This window comes from Xanthomonas vesicatoria ATCC 35937, assembly GCF_001908725.1.
Classification (GTDB): Bacteria; Pseudomonadota; Gammaproteobacteria; order Xanthomonadales; family Xanthomonadaceae; genus Xanthomonas; species Xanthomonas vesicatoria.
Genome location: NZ_CP018725.1, coordinates 3,426,002 through 3,445,979, shown reverse-complemented (window position 1 = coordinate 3,445,979; position 19,978 = coordinate 3,426,002). Strand labels below are relative to the sequence as shown.

General features: G+C 66.4%; 14 protein-coding genes and 1 other RNA gene. 9 read left to right on the top strand and 6 right to left on the bottom strand.

Annotated elements, in window-relative coordinates:
* Positions 1 to 115: 115 nt before the first annotated feature.
* On the bottom strand, positions 116 to 1,012 hold the full coding sequence (locus BJD12_RS14890; protein ID WP_005990614.1) for a tryptophan 2,3-dioxygenase: 897 nt from the start codon (positions 1,010 to 1,012) through the stop codon (positions 116 to 118).
* Between the two features lie 584 nt (positions 1,013 to 1,596).
* Between BJD12_RS14890 and BJD12_RS14885 the strand changes: the two genes are divergently transcribed.
* From BJD12_RS14885 to BJD12_RS14850, 8 genes are all read left to right on the top strand, one after another.
* The gene (locus BJD12_RS14885) at positions 1,597 to 5,184 is read left to right on the top strand and encodes a lamin tail domain-containing protein (protein WP_058564011.1); all 3,588 of its coding nucleotides are present in this window, start codon (positions 1,597 to 1,599) and stop codon (positions 5,182 to 5,184) included.
* 177 nt (positions 5,185 to 5,361) lie between these two features.
* A complete protein-coding gene (gene pdhA / locus BJD12_RS14880; RefSeq protein ID WP_005998103.1) occupies positions 5,362 to 6,450 on the top strand; it encodes a pyruvate dehydrogenase (acetyl-transferring) E1 component subunit alpha in 1,089 nt (362 codons plus the stop codon).
* Positions 6,443 to 7,513: an alpha-ketoacid dehydrogenase subunit beta gene (locus tag BJD12_RS14875; RefSeq protein WP_005998105.1), complete on the top strand. Its 1,071-nt coding sequence runs from the start codon at positions 6,443 to 6,445 to the stop codon at positions 7,511 to 7,513. The genes pdhA and BJD12_RS14875 overlap by 8 nt, the downstream gene beginning before the upstream one ends.
* A 1-nt stretch (position 7,514) precedes the next feature.
* Positions 7,515 to 7,898: an SH3 domain-containing protein gene (locus tag BJD12_RS14870; protein WP_042828781.1), complete on the top strand. Its 384-nt coding sequence runs from the start codon at positions 7,515 to 7,517 to the stop codon at positions 7,896 to 7,898.
* Positions 7,895 to 9,388, top strand: a complete 1,494-nt coding sequence (locus BJD12_RS14865) for a dihydrolipoamide acetyltransferase family protein (RefSeq protein ID WP_005998108.1) — start codon at positions 7,895 to 7,897, stop codon at positions 9,386 to 9,388. The genes BJD12_RS14870 and BJD12_RS14865 overlap by 4 nt, the downstream gene beginning before the upstream one ends.
* A gap of 287 nt (positions 9,389 to 9,675) precedes the next feature.
* Positions 9,676 to 10,281, top strand: a complete 606-nt coding sequence (locus tag BJD12_RS14860; protein ID WP_005998109.1) for an SMI1/KNR4 family protein — start codon at positions 9,676 to 9,678, stop codon at positions 10,279 to 10,281.
* Positions 10,282 to 10,420: 139 nt separating this feature from the next.
* Positions 10,421 to 10,482: non-coding RNA, sX9 sRNA (locus BJD12_RS14855), on the top strand.
* A gap of 207 nt (positions 10,483 to 10,689) precedes the next feature.
* Positions 10,690 to 11,979, top strand: coding sequence for a DEAD/DEAH box helicase (locus tag BJD12_RS14850; RefSeq protein WP_005998111.1), 1,290 nt, complete (start codon positions 10,690 to 10,692; stop codon positions 11,977 to 11,979).
* A gap of 305 nt (positions 11,980 to 12,284) precedes the next feature.
* Here BJD12_RS14850 and BJD12_RS14845 read toward each other — a convergent pair whose 3' ends face one another.
* The gene (locus tag BJD12_RS14845) at positions 12,285 to 12,617 is read right to left on the bottom strand and encodes a DUF6172 family protein (protein ID WP_005998112.1); all 333 of its coding nucleotides are present in this window, start codon (positions 12,615 to 12,617) and stop codon (positions 12,285 to 12,287) included.
* Between the two features lie 382 nt (positions 12,618 to 12,999).
* Positions 13,000 to 13,404, bottom strand: a complete 405-nt coding sequence (locus BJD12_RS14840; RefSeq protein ID WP_005998113.1) for a winged helix-turn-helix transcriptional regulator — start codon at positions 13,402 to 13,404, stop codon at positions 13,000 to 13,002.
* Between the two features lie 129 nt (positions 13,405 to 13,533).
* On the opposite strand from BJD12_RS14840, the gene BJD12_RS14835 reads away from it, so the two are divergent.
* Positions 13,534 to 14,289 (top strand): SDR family oxidoreductase, encoded by a 756-nt coding sequence (locus BJD12_RS14835; RefSeq protein WP_126936647.1) that lies wholly within the window; start codon positions 13,534 to 13,536, stop codon positions 14,287 to 14,289.
* Between the two features lie 488 nt (positions 14,290 to 14,777).
* Here BJD12_RS14835 and BJD12_RS14830 read toward each other — a convergent pair whose 3' ends face one another.
* From BJD12_RS14830 to BJD12_RS14820, 3 genes are all read right to left on the bottom strand, one after another.
* Positions 14,778 to 15,584 carry an oxidoreductase gene (locus BJD12_RS14830; protein ID WP_005998117.1) on the bottom strand — a complete coding sequence of 269 codons (807 nt, stop codon included), beginning with the start codon at positions 15,582 to 15,584 and terminating at the stop codon, positions 14,778 to 14,780.
* A gap of 135 nt (positions 15,585 to 15,719) precedes the next feature.
* Positions 15,720 to 18,812, bottom strand: coding sequence for an efflux RND transporter permease subunit (locus BJD12_RS14825; RefSeq protein WP_005998119.1), 3,093 nt, complete (start codon positions 18,810 to 18,812; stop codon positions 15,720 to 15,722).
* Positions 18,809 to 19,957: an efflux RND transporter periplasmic adaptor subunit gene (locus BJD12_RS14820; RefSeq protein WP_005998121.1), complete on the bottom strand. Its 1,149-nt coding sequence runs from the start codon at positions 19,955 to 19,957 to the stop codon at positions 18,809 to 18,811. Before BJD12_RS14820 ends, BJD12_RS14825 begins: the two co-directional genes overlap by 4 nt.
* Positions 19,958 to 19,978 lie beyond the last annotated feature (21 nt).

Sequence of the window (19,978 nt, the reverse complement as noted above, 5' to 3'; positions counted from 1 at the left end):
CCCCAACCCCTCTCCCGGCGGCAGAGGGGCTTCAAGCGCCTGCTTTCCCGAGTAAGTGCTCTCCCGGGTTTCAGCGCGCGACACCCCCTGCGTTGCTGAGCCTTTTTTGCCTCGCTCAGCGCTTCCCAGCGTCCGCATTGCCCTGCGGCGCCCGGCTCTCCACACCTACCGAAGTGCGCACGTCGAACAGCTCCGGGAAGAACGTCAGCGCCAACGCCTGCTGCAAAAACCCGACGCCACTGGAACCGCCGGTGCCGCGCTTGAAGCCGATCACGCGCATCACCGTGCGCATGTGGCGGAAGCGCCAGAGCTGGAATTGGGTTTCCACATCCACCAGGTCCTCGCATAGCGCATATTCGCGCCAGTAGCGGTCGGTGTTTTCGTAGATGCGCTCGAAGACCGGACGCAAGCTGTCGTCGGCCACATGCGCCGCTGTCCAATCGCGCGCCTGGTACTGCGGCGGAATCGCATGGCCGAAGCGCGCCAGGTAGCGCAGGAATTCTTCGTACAGACTGGGCGCTTCCAGCACGTCGCGCAGACGCTCCTGGCCCTGCGGGTCGTAAGCGAACACCTGCAGCATCTGCGGGTTCTTGTTGCCCAACAGAAACTCGATGTAGCGGTATTGCAGCGACTGAAAACCCGACGACGGGCCGAGCACATCGCGAAAGCCCATGTACTCGCTGGGCGTCAGCGTCTCCAGCACCGACCATTGCTCGGTCAGTTGGCGCAACACCTGTTTGCTGCGCGCCAGCACCTTGCGGCACTGCCAGACCTCATCGCGCTGCAGATGCACGATGGCCGCGCGCAATTCGTGGGCCAGCAGCTTCAGCCATAGCTCGGACGTCTGGTGCTGGATGATGAACAGCATCTCGTCGTGATGCGCCGGCTCGGACAGCGGCTGCTGCGCGGACAGCAACTGATCCAGACGCAGATAGCCGCCGTAGGTCAGTCGGCCTTCCAGATCGGTGTGGATGCCGGGTTCCAGGTCACGCAGGTTCTTGTCGACGGGCATGGCAGTGCAGATGGATCGGGCCGGTCAGGGTAGCTCAGCGGCGGGGATTGGGGATTGATTGGCGGGTGGCAATGGAATAGGCGTTGCTACCAAAGTGGCGCCGAAAATCCGCAAGCGAGGTCGGCCGGCGATTCGGGGGGCGGCCCAGTGCTGCCATGTCCACGCGGGTTGGGTGGATGAAACGGGCATCCGTTGCCCCGCACCCCTGACAAAAGGACGGATGTCGGCAGCCCTCTGTTGCGTCTGGTTCGGGGCTGAGATCGGGCACGGTGCGCCTTGCCAGGCTGCCTGGCTGCTTGAAGCGCCAGGCCGACCGGTTTGGGCCAGCCGTCGTCTGCACAGAATGCCGCGCAGATCCGGCAACGCACCGGACGCCCCGCGTCTGGCGGTGGACGACGTCAGGACTTATTTCGCTTCTGAACCACCGAGCCAGTCGCCGACGCAGTCGCAGCCACTGCGCCGCTGTCACCATATCGTCAACCAAGGTCTGCAAATTCATGCAGAATCGAACGGCACTGCCGGCCAGGGACGTGGCCGGACCAGGGGAGCGTTTCACGTCTCAAGGATCAGGGGACTCTCATCTCATGCATGTGTTGCAGCGTCGTGCAGCCGTATTTTTCTGTGCGCTGGCCGTTGCCGGCCACGCCAATGCCCAGGTCGTCATCAGCCAGGTCTACGGCGGTGGCGGCAATAGCGGCGCCACCCTCCGCAGCGATTTCATCGAGCTGCACAACATCGGCAGTACCCCGGTCAGCCTGGACGGCTGGTCGGTGCAGTACGCCTCGGCCGCCGGCAGCAGCTGGCAGCTCACCCCGTTGGCAGGCAGCGTGCCGGCCGGCGGCTATTACCTGGTCAAGCAGGCCGATGGCAGCGGTGGCAGCGTGGCGCTGCCCACGCCGGACGCCACAGGCACGCTGGCCATGAGCGGCACCGCCGGCAAGGTGGCGCTGAGCACTGGCGCCTCCGCGTTAAGCGGCGCTTGCCCCACCGGTAACGCCGATTTGGTGGGCTACGGCAGCAATGCCAGCTGCGCCGAAGGCAACGCACCCACACCGGCCCCCAGCAATACGCTGGCGGTGCTGCGCGGCAACGACGGTTGCACCGATACCGACAACAACGCCGCCGATTTCGCCACCGGCGCGCCCGCGCCGCGCAATAGCGCCAGCGCCGCGCGCTTGTGCAGCGGCGGTGACCAGCCGATCGCCACGCTGGCCGATGTCAGCCAGGCCGAAGGCAATAGCGGCACCCGCAGCGTCGTGTTCACGCTGAGCCTGAGCCAGCCGGCCGGTGCCGGCGGGGTGAGATTCACTGCCGCTACCGTCGATGGCACCGCCACCGCCGGCAGCGACTACGTCGCCCTACCCGCCACTAGCCTGCGCATTGCCGCGGGCGAGCGCACGGCCAGCATTGCGGTGGATGTGCTGGGCGACACCGTCTCCGAGCCGGACGAACGCTTCAGCCTGCAGATCAGCGGCCTCACCGGCGCGCTGCCGGCCTCGCTCAGCGCCACCGGCACCATCGTCAACGACGACTTCAGCCTGCTGCCGATCCACGCCATCCAGGGCAAGGGCGCCCGCTCGCCGCTGGACGGCCAGGTCGTCGCCACCTCGGGCATCGTCACCGCACGCCGCAGCGCCGGGTTCTTCCTGCAGGCCCCGGATACCGAAGCCGACGGCGACCCGGCCACCTCCGAAGGCGTCTACGTCTACACCGGCAGCGCACCGCCGGAAGCGGCCGCTATCGGCAACCGGGTGCGCGTGCAGGGCACGGTGATCGAATACGTGCCCACCGCCGACCCGACCCAGCCACCACTGACCGAAATCGGCGGCAGCGTCACCGTGCTGGCCGATTCCACCGGCAACCCCTTGCCGATGCCAGTGGCGTTAAGCGCGAACTTCCCCAACCCCAACGGTGCCTATGATCAGCTCGAAGCGCTGGAAGGCATGCGCGTGGCCGCCGCCAGCCTCACTGTCAATGCGCCCACCGGCGGCAGCGTCAACGAGACCAATGCGACGGCGAGCAGCAATGGCGTGTTCCATGCCGTGGTCACCGGCGTGCCGCGCGCCTTCCGCGAGCCGGGCGTGCAGTTGCCCGACCCGCTGCCGGCCGGTACGCCTGCGGGGGTGCCGCGCTGGAACACCAACCCGGAAGTGATCGCCGTCGGCAGTGCCGGCGTCGGCGCCGAGCGGCTGGATCTGGCCTCCGGCTGCCTGGTGCTCAATGTGGTCGGCCCGCTGGATTACAGCTTCCGCCGCTACACGCTGTATCCGGAACGCACCCCGCAGGTGAGCTGCAACGGTGCCGACCAACCGCGCCCGGCGCCGTTGCCACAGGCCGACGACGTGGCCGTGGCCACCTACAACATGGAACGCTTCTTCGACGACCAGAACGACCCGGCGATCGGCGAACCGGTGCTCACCCCGGCCGCGTTCCAGGCCCGCCTCAACAAGGCCTCGCTGGCGATCCGCAACTACCTGCATGCGCCCGACGTGCTGGGCACGGTGGAAGTGGAAAACCTCAGCGTGCTGCAGACCCTGGCCGCGCGCATCAATGCCGACGCGGTGGCCGCCGGCCAGCAGGATCCGAGGTACGTGGCGTATCTGCAGGAAGGCAACGACGTTGGCGGCATCGACGTCGGCTTCCTGGTCAAGACTGCCGAGGTTGCCGGTGGCGTGCAGCGGGTGGAGGTGCTCTCCATCGCCCAGGAAGGCAAGACCACTACCTGGACCGAGCCGGCCGGTGGTGTCAGCCTGCTCAATGACCGCCCGCCCCTGGTGCTCACTGCCAACGTGCACCAGGCCGACGGCCGCACGCTGCCGCTGACCGCCATCGTGGTGCATCAGCGCTCGCTCAACGGCGCCGAGACCGACGACGCGGCCGGTACCCGCATCCGCGCCAAGCGCCAGGCCCAGGCCGAGTACCTGGCGCGCCTGCTGCAGACGCGTCAGCAAGTGAACCCTGACGAAAAAGTACTGGTGATGGGCGACTTCAACGCCTTCGAGTTCAACGACGGCTATGTGGACGCGATGGGCACGGTCACCGGCAAACCGGCGCCGGATGCGCAGACGGTAGTGGGCGGCGATGGCGCCGATCTGGTCGACCCGGACTACACCGACCTGACCTGGTTCAACACGCCCAACCAGAGCTACTCGTACGCCTTTGACGGCAACGTGCAATCGCTGGATCACATCCTGGCCAGCGATGCGCTGATGCGCGCGCCGCAGATCGCCTCGTTGTTGGTAGGCCATGCGCGCATCAATGCCGACTTCCCCGGCACCGCGCGCAACGATGCCAATACGCCCACGCGCTTGTCCGACCACGATCCCACCGTGGTGTTGTTACGCATGAGCAAGCAGGTCAACGCGGACCTGGGCGTGGCGGTCACTGCCGCGCGTGATCAGGTCAGGGAAGATGAGCCTATCGACTACACCGTGGATGTGGAAAACCGTGGGCCGGATCGGGCACCGTTCACAGCCCTGGCACTGGTGTTCGATCTCCCGGTACGGGCGCGTATCACAGCGCCGGTGGGTTGGTTCTGCCAAAACCTGACCAACGCCACGCAGACCACGTTCACCTGCAATCTGCCGGCGCTGAACCCCGGCGCCAAGCAAAGCTTTACGGTGCACCTCGATGCCAGCCCGGAACTGGCTGGACGCACCTTGATGCTGGCTGGGTCGGTCGCCTCGCAATCGCCCGATCCGCAACCCGATAACAACACCGACACCGCAACGGTCACGGTACAAGCACGTCCGCAACCCCGCAGCGACCTGGCGGTGCGCTTCGATGGACCGACCAGCCTGCCGACCACCGCCTTCAATGCCAGCTACCGCGTGCTGCTGGACAACGTCGGCGCCGCACCGGCGCAACGGCCCAGCCTGGTGATCGAAGGCAATACGGTATCGGCGTTGTCGCAGCTGGTGCCACCGCAGGGCTGGCACTGCGACAAGCAGGTGCAATCGCTGCGCAGTGCGCGCTTTGTGTGCAGCAGTGCGGCAGTCGTGCTGCCCGGCGCGCAGCTGGCCTTCCAGTTGAGCGTGGCCGCCAAGCCGATCCCGGCCGACGGCGCCATCCGCGTACAGGCGACTGCGACATCGGCATCGCCGGACGCGAACCCGTCCAACGATTCGGCGCTGATCGTCACCCCGATCGGCGGAGGCGCCGGGCGCCGCTGATCGCAGTGCACCACGTCGCAGTTCTTTACTGCGACAAAGGGCGCGGCCTGGTCCGCGCCCTTTTTTTTGTGCAAGCCAGCATCATTGTGTGCTGCGGTGCAGGACAGCGTTTTGCTCCGCCGTCCTTAACATGGCAACTCATATCATTTGAAACTTCTTGATGAAGGTGTCGCCGCAATGAGCGTAGCCGCGCAGTTCCAGATCGACTATCTGCAATACATGGACGCCGACGGCAACTTCGTCCGCGATGACCTGCCGGCCGACGCCGCCAACCCGCAAACCCTGCTCGCCCTGTTCAAGCGCATGCTGTTCGTGCGCACTTTCGACAGCAAGTCGGTGGCCCTGCAGCGCACCGGCAAGCTCGGCACCTACGCCGCCTGCCTGGGCCACGAGGCCACGCATGTCGGCATCGGGGCGTCGATGCGCAGCGGCGATGTGTTCGCGCCTAGCTACCGCGAGTACGGCACCATGTTCGAACGCGGCGTGCGCCCGCGCGACGTGCTGCTGTACTGGGGCGGCGACGAGCGCGGCAGCGACTATCCGCGCGATGCCGACGCGGCCATCGACTTCCCGATCTGCGTGCCGATCTCCACCCAGTGCCTGCATGCAGCCGGCTCGGCGCTGTCGTTCAAGCTGCAGAACAAGCCGCAGGTGGCGGTGGCCTGCTGCGGCGATGGCGGCAGTTCCAAGACCGACTTCTACGCCGCGCTCAATTCGGCCGGCGCCTACAAGTTGCCGCTGATCCTGTGCGTGATCAACAACGGCTGGGCGATCTCGGTGCCGCGTTCGGCGCAGACCGGCGCGCAGACGCTCGCGCAAAAGGGTCTGGCCGGCGGTCTGCATTGCCTGCAGGTAGATGGCAACGACCTGATCGCCGTGCTCGAAGCGATGCGCCAGGCGCGCGAGCGGGCACTGGCAGGCGACGGCGGCACGGTGATCGAGTTCATGACCTACCGCCTCACCGACCACACCACCGCCGACGATGCGCGCCGGTACCGCGGCGAAGAGGAGGTCAAACAGGCCTGGACGCGCGAGCCGCTGCTGCGGCTGCGCACCTATCTCACCGCGCAAGGCCTGTGGGACCAGGCGCAGGAAGACGCGTGGAAGGCCGAATGCGGCGCGCGGATCGACGAAGAGGTCAACGCGTATCTCAATACCCCGGTGCAGCCGGTGGAAGCCATGTTCGATTACCTCTACGGCGACCCGCCGGCCCAGTTGCTGGCCCAGCGTGCCGAAGTCATGGCCCTGGAGGCGCGTCATGGATGAGCTCAAGCACGTGCATGCGGACACCTCGCAGCAGTCCAGTGCCCCCTACAACGCCGCAGCCACGCGCGGAGAGATCGCCATGAGTTCGCCCATCACCCTGATCGAAGCCATCACCCAGGCGCTGGCCTGGGAGCTGGAGCACGACCCCGCGGTGCTGGTGCTGGGCGAGGACGTCGGCGTCAACGGCGGCGTGTTCCGCGCCACCGCCGGCCTGCAGCAGCGCTTCGGCAGCGAGCGGGTGCTCGACACCCCGCTGGACGAAACCACCATCGCAGGCCTGAGCGTGGGTCTGGCCGCACAGGGCATGAAGCCGGTGGCCGAAGCGCAGTTCGATGGCTTCGTGTATCCCATGGTCGATCACCTGATCTGCCACGCCGCACGCCTGCGCAATCGTACCCGTGGTCGCCTGCATTGCCCGATGGTGCTGCGGGTGCCGTGGGGCGGCGGCATCCGCGCGCCGGAACATCACAGCGAAGCCAACGAGGCAATCTTCACCAACGTGCCCGGTTTGCGCGTGGTGCTGCCATCCTCGCCGCAGCGCGCCTATGGCCTGTTGCTGGCCGCGATCCGCGACCCGGATCCGGTGATCTACATGGAGCCCAAGCGCATCTATCGCCAGTACAAGGAAGTGGTCGCCAACGACGGCGAAGCGCTGCCGCTGGACGTGTGCTTCGTGCTGCGCGACGGCACCGACGTCACCCTGGTCACCTGGGGCGCGCAGGTCAAGGAAGCGCTGGAAGCGGCCGACAAACTCGCCGGCGAGGGCATCAGCGCCGAAGTCATCGACGTGGCCACGCTGCGCCCGCTGGACTTCGACACCATTGCCGAATCGGTGGCCAAGACCGGGCGCTGCGTGATCGTGCAAGAGGCGCCGCGCACCGCCGGCTTCGGTGCGGAGATCGCCGCGCAGCTGGCGGAAAAATCCATGTACGACCTGCTCGCGCCGGTCGAGCGCGTCACCGGGTACGACACGCATATCCCGCTATTCCGGCTGGAAATGAAGTATCTGCCGAGCGTGGAGCGCATTGTCACGGCCGCGCGCCGTGCGGTGGCTGCCGGCTGACATGCGCGCCCGCCTGCTGTGCGAACATCGCGCCGCCTACGCCAACCCGGTCCGCTTCGAGGCCGGCCAGCAGGTGAGCGTGGGCGTGCGCGATGAAGAATGGCCGGCGTTTGCCTGGGTTACCGCCGACGACGGCCGTGCCGGCTGGGCGCCACTGGCCTGGCTGCGCCCGTTGGGTGATGGCGTGGCCGAAGCGCTGCGCGACTACGACGCACGCGAACTCGATGCCCGCCAGGGCGAGGACGTGTTGCTGCATTACGAACACGGTGGCTGGTGGTGGTCCGAGCGTGCCGATGGCGCGCAGGGCTGGCTACCGGCGGCCGACCTGGAACTCCTCGACGACACCACACCGCAGTTGCCTGCGGTGCAAGAGAATCTGCCATGAGCGAAGCAAAGAATTTTCATCTGCCCGACCTGGGCGAAGGCCTGCCCGATGCCACCATCGTCGAGTGGTTCGTCAAGGAAGGCGACAGCGTGCGCCTGGACGACCCGCTGGTGTCGATGGAAACCGCCAAGGCGGTGGTTGAAGTGCCTTCGCCGTTTTCCGGCACCGTGGTCAAGCTGGCCGGTGCGGCCGGTGATGTGATCGTCACCGGCGCGATGCTGGCGCAGTTCGCACTGGATGCATCGCAGCCGCAGCGCGCCGACGGCCAGGACACCGGCCATGGGCATGGCCACGGCGGCAGCGCACAGGCGGCAACGCCGAGCACCGGACAGAGCGCGGCCGGCCCCACCGAACGCGTGGTGGCCTCCGATAACGGCGGCGAAATTGCCGATGCGGATGCGCACGCACATGCAGCTGCCGATGCGGCAGGTGAGCGCGATGACGCCGGCACCGTGGTCGGTGCGATGCAGAGCTCCAACACCGTGCAGAGCGAGCAGGCCATCGCGGTCGGTGGCGTCCGCACCATGCCGGTGGTGCGCGCGCTCGCACGCAAGTTGCGCGTGGATCTGGCCCAGGTGCGCGCCACCGGCCCGGACGGCACGGTGACGCTAGCGGACGTGAAGCAGGCAGCTGCGGCAGGGACTGCGCAGGCAGTGCGCGGTGCAGTGCTCGCGCCGGCCGGCGGCGCAGCTGCGATGAGCATCGGCGGCGATCATGGGCAGCGCCCGGCCCCGGCCGGCAATAGGTCACCCATGCAGGCGAGCAACACGACGCGCACTTCCGAACAGGCACGCTCTACGCTGTCGGCCAGCGGCAAGCCGATGCGCACCCAAGCGCCCGGCACCAGCGTCAAGGGCCAACCCGAACAGCTCAAGGGCGTGCGTCGCAACATGGCGCGCGTCATGGCCGATGCGCACAGCAAGGTGGTGCCGACCACGCTCAACGACGATGCCGACCTGCATGCCTGGCAGCCCGGCAACGACGTCACCGTGCGCCTGGTGCGCGCCATCGTACGTGCCTGCCAGGCCGTGCCCGCGCTCAATGCCTGGTTCGACGGCGACGCGCTCAGCCGCACCCTGCACCACCAGGTCGATATCGGCATTGCAGTGGATACCGAAGAAGGCCTGTTCGTGCCGGCGCTGCGCAATGCCGACATGCTGGATGCGCACGGCATCCGCGAAGGCGTCAACCGGCTGCGCCAGCAGGTGGAAACCCGCAGCATCGCCGCCTCCGAATTGAGCGGCTACACCATCTCGCTGTCCAACTTCGGCATGTTCGCCGGCCGCTACGCCACCCCGGTGGTGGTGCCGCCGTGCGTGGCCATCGCGGCTGCCGGCCGTGCGCGTTACCAGCTGACCCCGGTGATGGGCGGGGTGGAAACGCACAAGGTCATGCCGCTGTCGCTGACCTTCGATCACCGCGCCGCCACCGGCGGGGAAGCCGCGCGCTTCCTGCGCGCGATGCTGGACGACCTGGCGCTGGCGCAGTGATCTGATCGCCAGCAAGTCCAGTGTCGCGGTGGCTCGTTCGCCACTGCGACGGCCGTGACATGTACAACCCGTTCGCGCCATCGCATCCAGCATGCGATGGCGCAGTTTTTTGTTCGACTGTTCGACTGTTCGACTGTTCGACGGCCAGATTGCCAACGCGCGCGACTGCGCGCGGCCGCTGGCGCAATCCACGCGATGGCATGTCGACGCGCTGCGGTAGCATGACGACCCGCTACGTCGCCTGTCATCGTGCAGGCACCGCGCACTGCACTGATGGAACACCCACCATGGATACCAGCTGGCGCCCCGCCGACTGCCCGCCGCTGGCATGGCCAGCTCTCGCCGACGACAACGCACGCCTGCATTGGTATCGCCAGGTCTGCAGCGCATATGCCGCATTGCTCGGCGAAGACGATGCCCCACAACCGGGGACCGGGGCGCTTGCGGTGCAGGCATGCGAAGCCCGCTTGGGCTACGCCTTGCCGCCGCTGTTTGCACGCTACCACTGCGCTATCGGCAGGCTCTCGCTGGCAGAAACGCTGTGCTGCCCGGGCGACCTCGCCCCACGCATCGAACCGTTGCAGGATGCGTATCCAAGCCTCGACGAAATCGACGCCAGCGCCGCGGAGCATGCGTTGGCGACCGACCTGCTCGTGTTCGGCAACTACCTGGGTAACGGCAACCTCTGGTGCTTCCATCGCGTCACCGGTGCGGTGTATTACTTCGACCACGACGACGGCGCCATGTTGACCCGCATGTTCGACTCGGTCGCAGCGTATCTGGATGCCCTGATGCTGCTGTGCCTGGGCGAGGTCTACGACGATGACGACAGCGCAGAAGCCTTGTTGAAAGCGCGTTTTGGCGCGGCAGCCATCCGCAAGTGGCGTTACTGACGCGCGTGCGTTCTGCATCCCTTCCAATGCACACGTACCCTGCAGGAGCATGCTCGCGGCCAAGGGTGTCCAATACGAAAAGCGACGCACAGGACGGGGGCGCGAGCACTGGACAGGCGCGGCCGCTGCTCCGGACAGCATGCACCCGGTTTGTGCACCGTCCACACCCACCTGCCAGCCGCTCGCTCCGTTTTGGCAGCCGCGCTGAATCCTGGGTGGTTTTGGTCAGGTGAATGCCAACCACGCGCAACACCAGATGTCGTACAGAAGGCGTGCCTGCAGGGGCGCGACCATTGCATGGGTGCGTCTGCCACAAGCGGAATAGCACGGTTGGCCATCTCGACCGCAGGTGCAGCGCTGCATGCGCGCCAACGCCCGCTGCAGCGCAAATGCCTGGATAATCGGCCAATGTCATTTACCCATCTTTCGCTGTCGCCACAGCTGCAGCCATTCTTCGATACCGCGCTGAGCAAGGCCGGTCATCGCACGCCCACGCCGATCCAGCAGCAGGCCATCCCGCCGATGCTGGCCGGGCGCGATCTGATTGCGATGGCGCAGACCGGGTCCGGCAAGACCCTGGCCTATGCATTGCCCCTGCTGCAGCAACGCATGCTGGCGCCGGAGACCGCGCCACGCGTGCTCGGTGCCGTGGTGCTGGTACCCACGCGCGAGCTGGCCGTGCAGGTGGACGAGACACTGCGCCAGCTGGCCGCGCATCTGCCGCGACGCCTGAAGACGGTGGTCGCCATCGGCGGCAGTTCGATCAACCCGCAGCTGTTGGCGCTGCGCGGCGGTGCCGACATCGTGGTGGCCACGCCCGGCCGGTTGCTGGATCTGGTGGATCACAACGCGCTGCGCCTGGGCGAGGTCGCCACGCTGGTGCTGGACGAGGCCGACCGCTTGCTGGAGCTGGGCTTCGGCGCCGAGCTCGATCGGATCCTGGCGTTGTTGCCGACGCAACGGCAGAGCGTGCTGTTTTCGGCGACCTATCCGCCGGCCATCGCCGCGCTGGCCAAACGCCGTCTGCGCGACCCGCTGCGCATCACCATCGACGCCACGCCCGAGCAGGCCCCGGCGATCGAGCAGCGGGCGCTTGCGGTGGACGCCGGCCAACGCACGCAATTGTTGCGGCACCTGCTGACCGAGCACGGCTGGTCGCACGTGCTGGTATTCGTGGCCAGCCGCCACACTGCCGACAAGGTCGCCGAAAAACTCGGCAAGGCCGGCATCAATGCCCAGCCGCTGCATGGCGAGTTGAGTCAGGGACGCCGCGCGCGCACATTGCAGTCATTCAAACAGCATGAGGTGCAGGTGCTGGTGGCCACCGATCTGGCCGGGCGCGGTATCGACATCGACGCGCTGCCGGCGGTGATCAATTACGACCTGCCGCGCTCCACCGTGGACTACACCCACCGGATCGGCCGCACCGCGCGTGCCGGCGCCAGCGGCGTGGCGATCAGCTTCATCACTGCCGATAACGCCCAGCAATGGCGCCTGATCGAAAAACGTCAGGGGCTGCGCGTGCCGACCCGCGTGATCGACGGCTTCGAACCGGCCCTGGCGACGAGTGCGCCCGCAGCGGAAACGCCTAAGGCCGGCACGCGCACAGCGGACGACAACGGCGGTATCAAGGGCAAGCGGCCGAGCAAGAAAGACAAATTACGCGCAGCGGCAGCACCGGGAGGTAAGCCGCAGTGAAAGCGATCCACCACGCATAACGTGCCGTTTTCACGCGCATCAGCGAAGCCCCGCAATCCCGCTCGAACATGCAGCACGTGCAGTATTCAGCCCGCACGATGCCGATCTTGCGCACCGCTGCCGCGTTACGCGCTTCGCACGTGGCCGACATCCATCAACGAACGGCGCGTGTACAGGCCAGGCTCTCTGCGCTGAGATTGCGCTGAGACAACACGCGAGGATGGGGCACGCGCGTGGCGGATGGCACCGACGCACACGCAGGCCAACGTAGCGGCGATCAACCGCCACGTTGGTGCGGCCAAGGCTCAGTCCTGCTCGAAATCCAGCTCGCCACCGGCCAACGCATCGCCATCGGCACGCGGCATACGCTTGCCGGGCTTGCGCAGGATTTCCACGAAAAACTGCTCGCCGCCTTCGCTGGTGAGCGCGGTGATCGAGCGGATCAGCTCGGCCGGCGGCAACGGCTGGGCACTGGCTTCATCTACGCCGAAGCGCATGTCGAAGTCCCAGTAATCCGCCCCTTCCGGCAAGTCCTTGCGGCGCTCGCGGCGGATATATTTGCGGATGTCGTTCTTGCTGGACTCCAGCAGACGGTCGCGGTTCTTGCCTTCGAGGTTGAGCTGGTAGGTCTTGCGCATGGCGACATCGGTTGTGAGAGCTGGCCGCCTATTGTGAGGCCATGCGGCCGATCTGGGTGAATCGCCGGCCATTGGCCTGAGTGGAACAGCACCTGCGTAGGCCTGCGCGCGATTGCGTGGCCGCATTCGCGCCGGAAGGGCACCCCGCTGCCAGCGCGCGCATCGCGACGAGCGTGCCGCGATCGGCGACAACGCAGCGCCAGCGTTGCGCATTACGCGCACACCGCCACGGCCTCGGCTGCCGAGGTGCGTAGCCGTGAGCGATCCGCCGTCATCCTCGACGTGCCATCGCGATTCCCTGCGGGCTAAGGCCATGCAGCGCCCCGTGCAAGCCTCTGCCGGGTCTGCTCGGTGAGGCGCATCCGTGCAGCCTCGCAGCGCCTCATCCCACCGTTGCCGCTGTTGGCACCACCATCGGGGTGCCCACGACGAACGCCTGCTCGGCGGCAATCACCTCGTCCGCATGGTCCTGGCACCAGTGCAGCAGCGCGATCAGCGGCGCTTCCAGGGTGTCGCCCAAGGGGGTGCGTCGGTATTGCACGGCCACCGGAGACGAGGAAATCACTTCCCTGCTGATCAATCCGACCCGCTCCAGCCGCCGCAGCGCTTCGGTCAGCGATTTGTGCGTCACGCCGTCCAGCTGGCGCTTGATCTGGTTGAAGCGCGTCGGCCCGTTGCACAGCACCGTCATGATCATGATCGACCACTTGTTGGCGATCGGCTCCAGCACGGTGCGGATATCCGAAATGCGATAGAGATCGCAGGGCGCCTCGGTTTCCTCTGCCATATCTAGTTACCTCCAGGTGCGTAATTGAAACTAAGTATAGGATGGATATCATCTCGCTGGCACTGAAAACCGATTCGACGGGGCAGCGCCGCGTCCAATCCCGGATCGACACCCAACGAGAGAATGTCCATGTCAACGAATGAGCTTCAGGGAAAAGTGGCCTTGATTACCGGTGCCTCCAGCGGCATCGGTAGCGCAACGGCAAAGAAACTCGCAGCGGCGGGAATGAAGGTCGGGCTTGCCGCACGTCGCATCGACCGGCTGGAAGCATTGAAAGCCGACATCGAGCAGGCGGGCGGCCAGGCCATCGTGCTGCAGGTGGATGTCGCCGACAAAGACTCGGTCGCTGCCGGCGTCGCAGCGCTGATCGCGGCGTATGGCGCAATCGATGTGCTGGTCAACAACGCCGGCATCATGCCGCTGTCCAGCATCGACGACTTCCATACCGACGAGTGGGAACAGATGATCGATGTCAACGTCAAAGGCGTGCTCAACGTGGCCGCAGCGGTGCTGCCGCAGATGATCAAGCAGCACTCCGGGCATGTGTTCAATACCTCCTCGATCGCCGGGCGCAAGGTGTTTGGCCAGGGATTTGCGGTGTACTCGGCAAGCAAATTCGCAGTGACCGCCTTCACCGAAGGCCTGCGGATGGAAGTGGGCAAGAAGCACAACATCCGCGTCACCAGCATTCAACCGGGCATTGTCGCAACCGAGCTTCCGGCACAGACCACCAGCGCGGAATATCAGGCCATGATGGCCGGTTATGCCGGCACGGTTCGGATGCTGGATCCGATGGACATTGCCGACACCATCCTGTTCGCAGCGCAGGCACCGGCGAACGTCAACATTGCCGAAGTGTATGTGGTGCCGACCGACCAGGTGTAACGGCTGCCAGGCCATACCATGCAGCCCGATCCTGGCTGCATGGGGTACACGACGCTTTAGAGCGGCCAACAAAACGACTGCTCGGCGGGTTCGGTCGGTGCTGGGAATCGGCATGCAGCCCTCGCGGATGGCGGTCATGCGCGCGCCGCCCACACTCACCTGCCGAACGCTCGCCACGTTCGGTTGGTCGCCCTGACTGCATCGGTCGTTGGCGATCGATGACCAACGCGTGTTACGCGCACGGGCTGGCCGGCTGGCAGTGGTGTGTGTGTCGGCATCCGCTCGGCACACGGTTGCCGCGGGAGCCGCTGATATGCGGCGACCGGTCGCTGCACGTGGATAGGCAACACCCGCAGACCCGCGTTGGATAGGCCGTGATGGACAGGCAGTGCACGTCGCTACCTGCACTGCCCGCATCTGCCTGGCCAGGCGCAGCGTCTATGGATACGCAAGCGTCGACGCATCCGCGCGCCGGCGCGCTTGCTGCGTCAGCCCAACCCGAGCTGCTTGCGCAGGCTGCCATCCACCGCACCGGCGGGCATGAAGCGGCGCAACTTGCTCAGCAACGCTTCCTGCCCGGACGGGGTGCGACGCATGCGCCATCGACCCAGCGCGGCTTCCACCACGGTGGTCGCCACGCCCAGCGGCTCCGGCGCGTTGTCGATATGACCGGTGACTGCACGGCTGACCACGCCACGTTCGCGGTCGTACTCGGCGATGGGGGTCTGCGCCACCGGCGAATTGCTGCCCAGGCTGGTCCTGGTATAGGCAGGTTCCACCAGCGTTACCCGGATACCGAACTGGCGCAGCTCGTGATCGAGCGATTCGGACAGGCCTTCCACCGCGTGTTTGGTTGCGGCATACACGCCCATGTACGGTGCCGGGAGAAATCCCAGCACCGAGCTGACATTGACGATGCGTCCTGCGCGTTTGGCACGCATGTGCGGCAACACCGCCTGGATGGTGCGCAGGATGCCGAGCACGTTGGTATCCAACAGCGCAGCGGCCTCTTCGATGCTGGTTTCCTCCACCGCGCCGACCAGGTTCGCACCGGCATTGTTGACCAGCACATCGATGCGGCCGCTACGGCCAACGATGCCATCGACGGCCCGTTGCACCGATGCGGCATCGCGCAGATCCATCTCGACCAGTTCCACATTGGGCAGCGGTGGTGCGCTGGCGCGATTGCGCACGCTGCCGTAGACGATGCAGCCACGCTGGGCAAATAGCGCGGCGGCAACGCGGCCGATGCCGGACGAGACACCGGTGATCAGCACCACAGTCTGCTGTTGCATTGCAGGTTCCTTGAATGAAAGAGAACGGCGTGCGATCTCGCGCGTTGGCCGGAGCCGGCACTGCGGATCGGTGGAATAGAGGAAGCGATGCCACCACCTCGGCGTCGGCATCGCTGCCGCCGCCGCCGAGGCGGCTTACGCGTGCTGTGCCACCGCAGGCGTGTCGTTGCCGGTGTCGGGCCGGATCTTGAACCAGATCGAATACATCGCCGGCAGGAACACCAGGGTCAGGATGGTGCCGGCCAGGGTTCCGCCGATCAGCGTGTACGCCAGCGTGCCCCAGAACACCGAATGGGTAAGCGGAATGAACGCCAGGATCGCGGCCAACGCTGTCAGGATCACCGGGCGCGCACGTTGCACGGTGGCTTCCACCAGCGCATGGAACGGGTCCAGCCCTTCGGCTTCGTTGTGGTGGATCTGCCCGATCAGGATCAGCGTGTTCCGCATCAAGATGCCCGACAGCGCAATCAACCCCACCAGCGCATTGATACCGAACGGTTGCTGGAACAGCATCAAGGTCGGCACCACGCCGATCAGGCCGAGCGGGCTGGTCAAAAACACCATCACCATCGCCGAGATCGAACGCACCTGCAGGATGATGATGAGCAAGGTGGCCGCCAGCATGATCGGGAACAGCGGCAGCATCGCCGCGGTGGCCTTGCCGGATTCCTCGATGGAGCCCGCCTCCTTGATCTGATACCCGCCCGGCAGTTTTTCGATGAGCGGCTGCAACTGCTTGGTGATCGCAGCCGAGACATCCGGCGGCTGCAGTTGGTCGTCGACATCGCCGCCGACGGTGATCGTCGGCACGCGATCGCGGCGGCGCATGATCGGCTCTTCCATGCGCACCTCCACCTTGCCCACCTGCGACAGCGGCACGCGCTGGCCGTTGGTACCGGCCAGGGTGAAGTCGGCAATACGTGCCGGGTCAAAGCGCGTGTCGCCGGCCGAGCGAGCCACCACCTGCACGCTGCGGATATCCTCGCGCACCAGCGTGATGGGCACGCCACTGAGCAGGAACTGCAACTGCTGGGCCACCGCGGTGGAAGTCAGCCCCACCGCCTGCAGCCGGTCCTGATCCAGAGTGAAATGCAGCGTTGGCGTGCGCGTGCCCCAGTCGGTGTTGACGGTGCGCAGCATCGGGCTGTCCTGCATGACCTGCTTGACCTGGGCGGCAATGCCGCGCAACACCTCCGGGTCGGGACCGCTCACCCGATAGGCCACCGGAAACTGCGAGTACGGGCCGAAGGTCAGTTGCGTCACGCGCACCCGCGCTTCCGGCGCCAATCCTTGCGCAACGGCCTGACGCAAGCGCAGCTTCAATGCATCGCGTTGCCGCTGGTCGTCGGTGCGGATCACGATCTTGGCGAAGGACGGGTCCGGCAATTCCGGGCCCATCGCCAGGAAGAAGCGCGGCGCACCCTGCCCGATATACGCGGTCACGATCTTCGCTTCCTCCTGCCTGGCGAGCCAGGCTTCGAGCTTGGCAGCGGCCGCACTGGTCTGGGTGATCGAGGTGCCGTACGGCAGTTGCACTTCAACCAGGACTTCCGGTCGGTCGGAGATCGGGAAGAACTGCTTCTTGACGATTCCCATGCCGAGGATCGCCAGCACGAACAACCCCACGACGGAACCTGCGACCAACCACTTGCGGGCAATCACCCGGCCCAGCGCATCGCGGAAGCGGTTATAGCGCGGCGTGTCGTACATCGCCGCGTGGCCGCCTTCGACCTTCTTCAACTCGGGGAGCATCTTGACGCCGAGGTAAGGCGTAAACACCACCGCCACCACCCACGACACGATCAGCGCGATGCCCACGATCCAGAACATGTTGCTGGTGTATTCGCCGGCCGTGGAGGCAGCAAACCCGTTCGGCATGAAACCGACTGCAGTGACCAACGTGCCGGACAGCATCGGCGCGGCGGTATGGCTCCACGCATACGCCGATGCGGCGACGCGGCTATAGCCTTCCTCCATCTTCACCACCATCATCTCGATCGCGATGATGGCGTCGTCCACCAGCAAGCCCAGCGCCAGGATCAGCGAGCCCAGCGTAATGCGGTCGAAATTCTTGCCGGTGGCCAGCATCACCACAAACACCGCCGCCAGCGTCAGCGGCACCGCTGCCGCCACCACGATGCCCACGCGCCAGCCCATGCTGACGAAGCACACCAGCATCACCACCAGCAGCGCGACGAAGAACTTGGTCATGAACTCGCCGACCGATGCGTCGATGTTGACCGCCTGGTCGGTGACCTTGCTCAGGGTCATGCCCAGCGGCAACTCGGCATTGATCGCGCTCACTTCGCTGTCCAGCGATTTGCCCAGATCCAGCCCGTTCCAGCCATCGCGCATGATGATGCCGAGCAACAACGCCGGTTCGCCGCCACTGCGGATCATGAAGGTGGACGGATCTTCGTAGCCACGTTTGACGGTGGCGATATCGGACAGTTTGAGCGTGCGGCCCTGGACCACCAGCGGGGTATCGCGAATCTTCTGCAAGCTGTCGAGCGCGCCATCCAGGCGAATGAACACCTGCGGGCCGCGCGTTTCCACCGAGCCGGCGGCATTCAAGGCGTTCTGCGCATTGAGCGCGGCGAACACGTCCTGCGGGCTGACGCCCAGCGTGGCCAGACGCTCGTGCGAGAACTCGACAAAAATGCGCTCGGGCTGCTCGCCGATGATGTTGACCTTCTTGACGCCCGGCACGTGCAGGATGCGCTGGCGCAAGGTTTCCGCATCGCGTGCCAGCAGCCGTTGCGGCTCGCCCTGGGCCTTGAGGGCGAACAGCGCAAAGGTGACGTCGGCATATTCGTCGTTGATCATCGGCCCGATCACACCGGCCGGCAGATTGCCCACTTCATCGCCAGCCTTCTTGCGTGCCTGATAGAACTGCTCCTGCACCTGGTCGGGCGGCGTGCTGTCCAGCAAGGTCAAGGTGGTGAACGCAAGACCGGGGCGCGTATAGGTGTCGGTGCGGTCGTACCAGCGCAGTTCCTGCATGCGCTTTTCGAGTTTTTCGGCAACCTGGTCCTGCATTTCCTGCGGTGTGGCGCCCGGCCAGGCAGTCACGATCGTCATCACCTTGATGGTGAATGCCGGATCTTCGGCACGACCGAGCTTGAGAAACGCGACCAGGCCGGCCAGCGAAATCAAGAAGATCAAAAACAGCGTGATCGAGCGCTCTCGGACTGCAAGCGCCGACAGATTGAATCGGCCCTCGCTCACGGCTGCGCTCCTGCCGCCGTGGCGGTGTTGCCGGCGGTGGTGGCGGTGCTGCCGGCAGCGCTGGCGCCGGCAATGCGCACCTGCTCGCCCTCGCGCAACAGGTGCGCGCCCAGCGCCACGATGCGCTCGCCGCGCGCCAGCGTGCCGGCGACGTTGGCATGGTCATCGTCCAGGCCCAGCACCGTCACCGGCCGCCAGCGCACCTTGGCCGGGTTGCCGGCAATCACCCACACGCCCGGACCCTTGCCGGCATCGAACAGCGCGGCCAACGGAACCTGCAGGCCGGCCTGGGTGCCGGGCGCGGTGGCGCCGGGGACGCGCACGCTGACCGTGGTACCCAGCGGCGCCTGTGCCAGCGCGCCGTCGAGCACGTAGCGTGCCTCGAAGGTGCGCGTCAGCCGGTCGGCGCTCTCGGACAACTGGCGCAAGGTGGCTGGCACGCTGACGGCGGCATTGCCGAACAAGGTGGCCTGCGCGACCGAGCCGACCGGCGGGCGCAGGGTTTCCGGCAACTGGATCACCGCCTCGCGGGCGCCGGCATGCGCCAACCGCACCACCGGCTGGCCGGCGGCGACCACCTGGCCCGGCTCGACCAGGGTCTCCATCACCACGCCGTCGGCATCGGCCAGCAGATCGGTGTAGCGGTTGGCATTGCGGGCGACATCGGCCTGGGCCTGGGCGGCGCTCAGTTGCGCCTTGGCCGCATCGGCGGCGGCCTTGATCTGATCGTACGCAGAGGCCGAGATGGCGCCGGTACCGCGCAGATCGTGGTAACGCGCCTCATCGTCGGCAGTCTGCTGCGCAAGGGCCCGCGCGGCGGCCACGGCATCCTGCTGCGCGCGTGCGGCCAGCTGCAGATCCACCGGGTCGATCCGCAGCAACGCTTGCCCGCGCTTGACGCGCTGGCCGGCGTCGACCAGCCGCTCGGACACCTTGCCGGCGACCCGGAAGCCCAGATCGCTCTGAACCCGTGCCGCGACCGTGCCGGAGAAGCTGCGCGCCGCACGACCGGCCTCGCCCACCGTGGCCACCCGGACCAGCGGCGTGGCAGTGCGTGGATCGGGCTGCGCCTTGCCGCCGCACGCAATCAGTGCCAGCGGCAGGACACACAGAACGGTAGAGGTCACAAGGCGGCGCCGAAGCATGGGAATCCCAGAGCAAGCTGA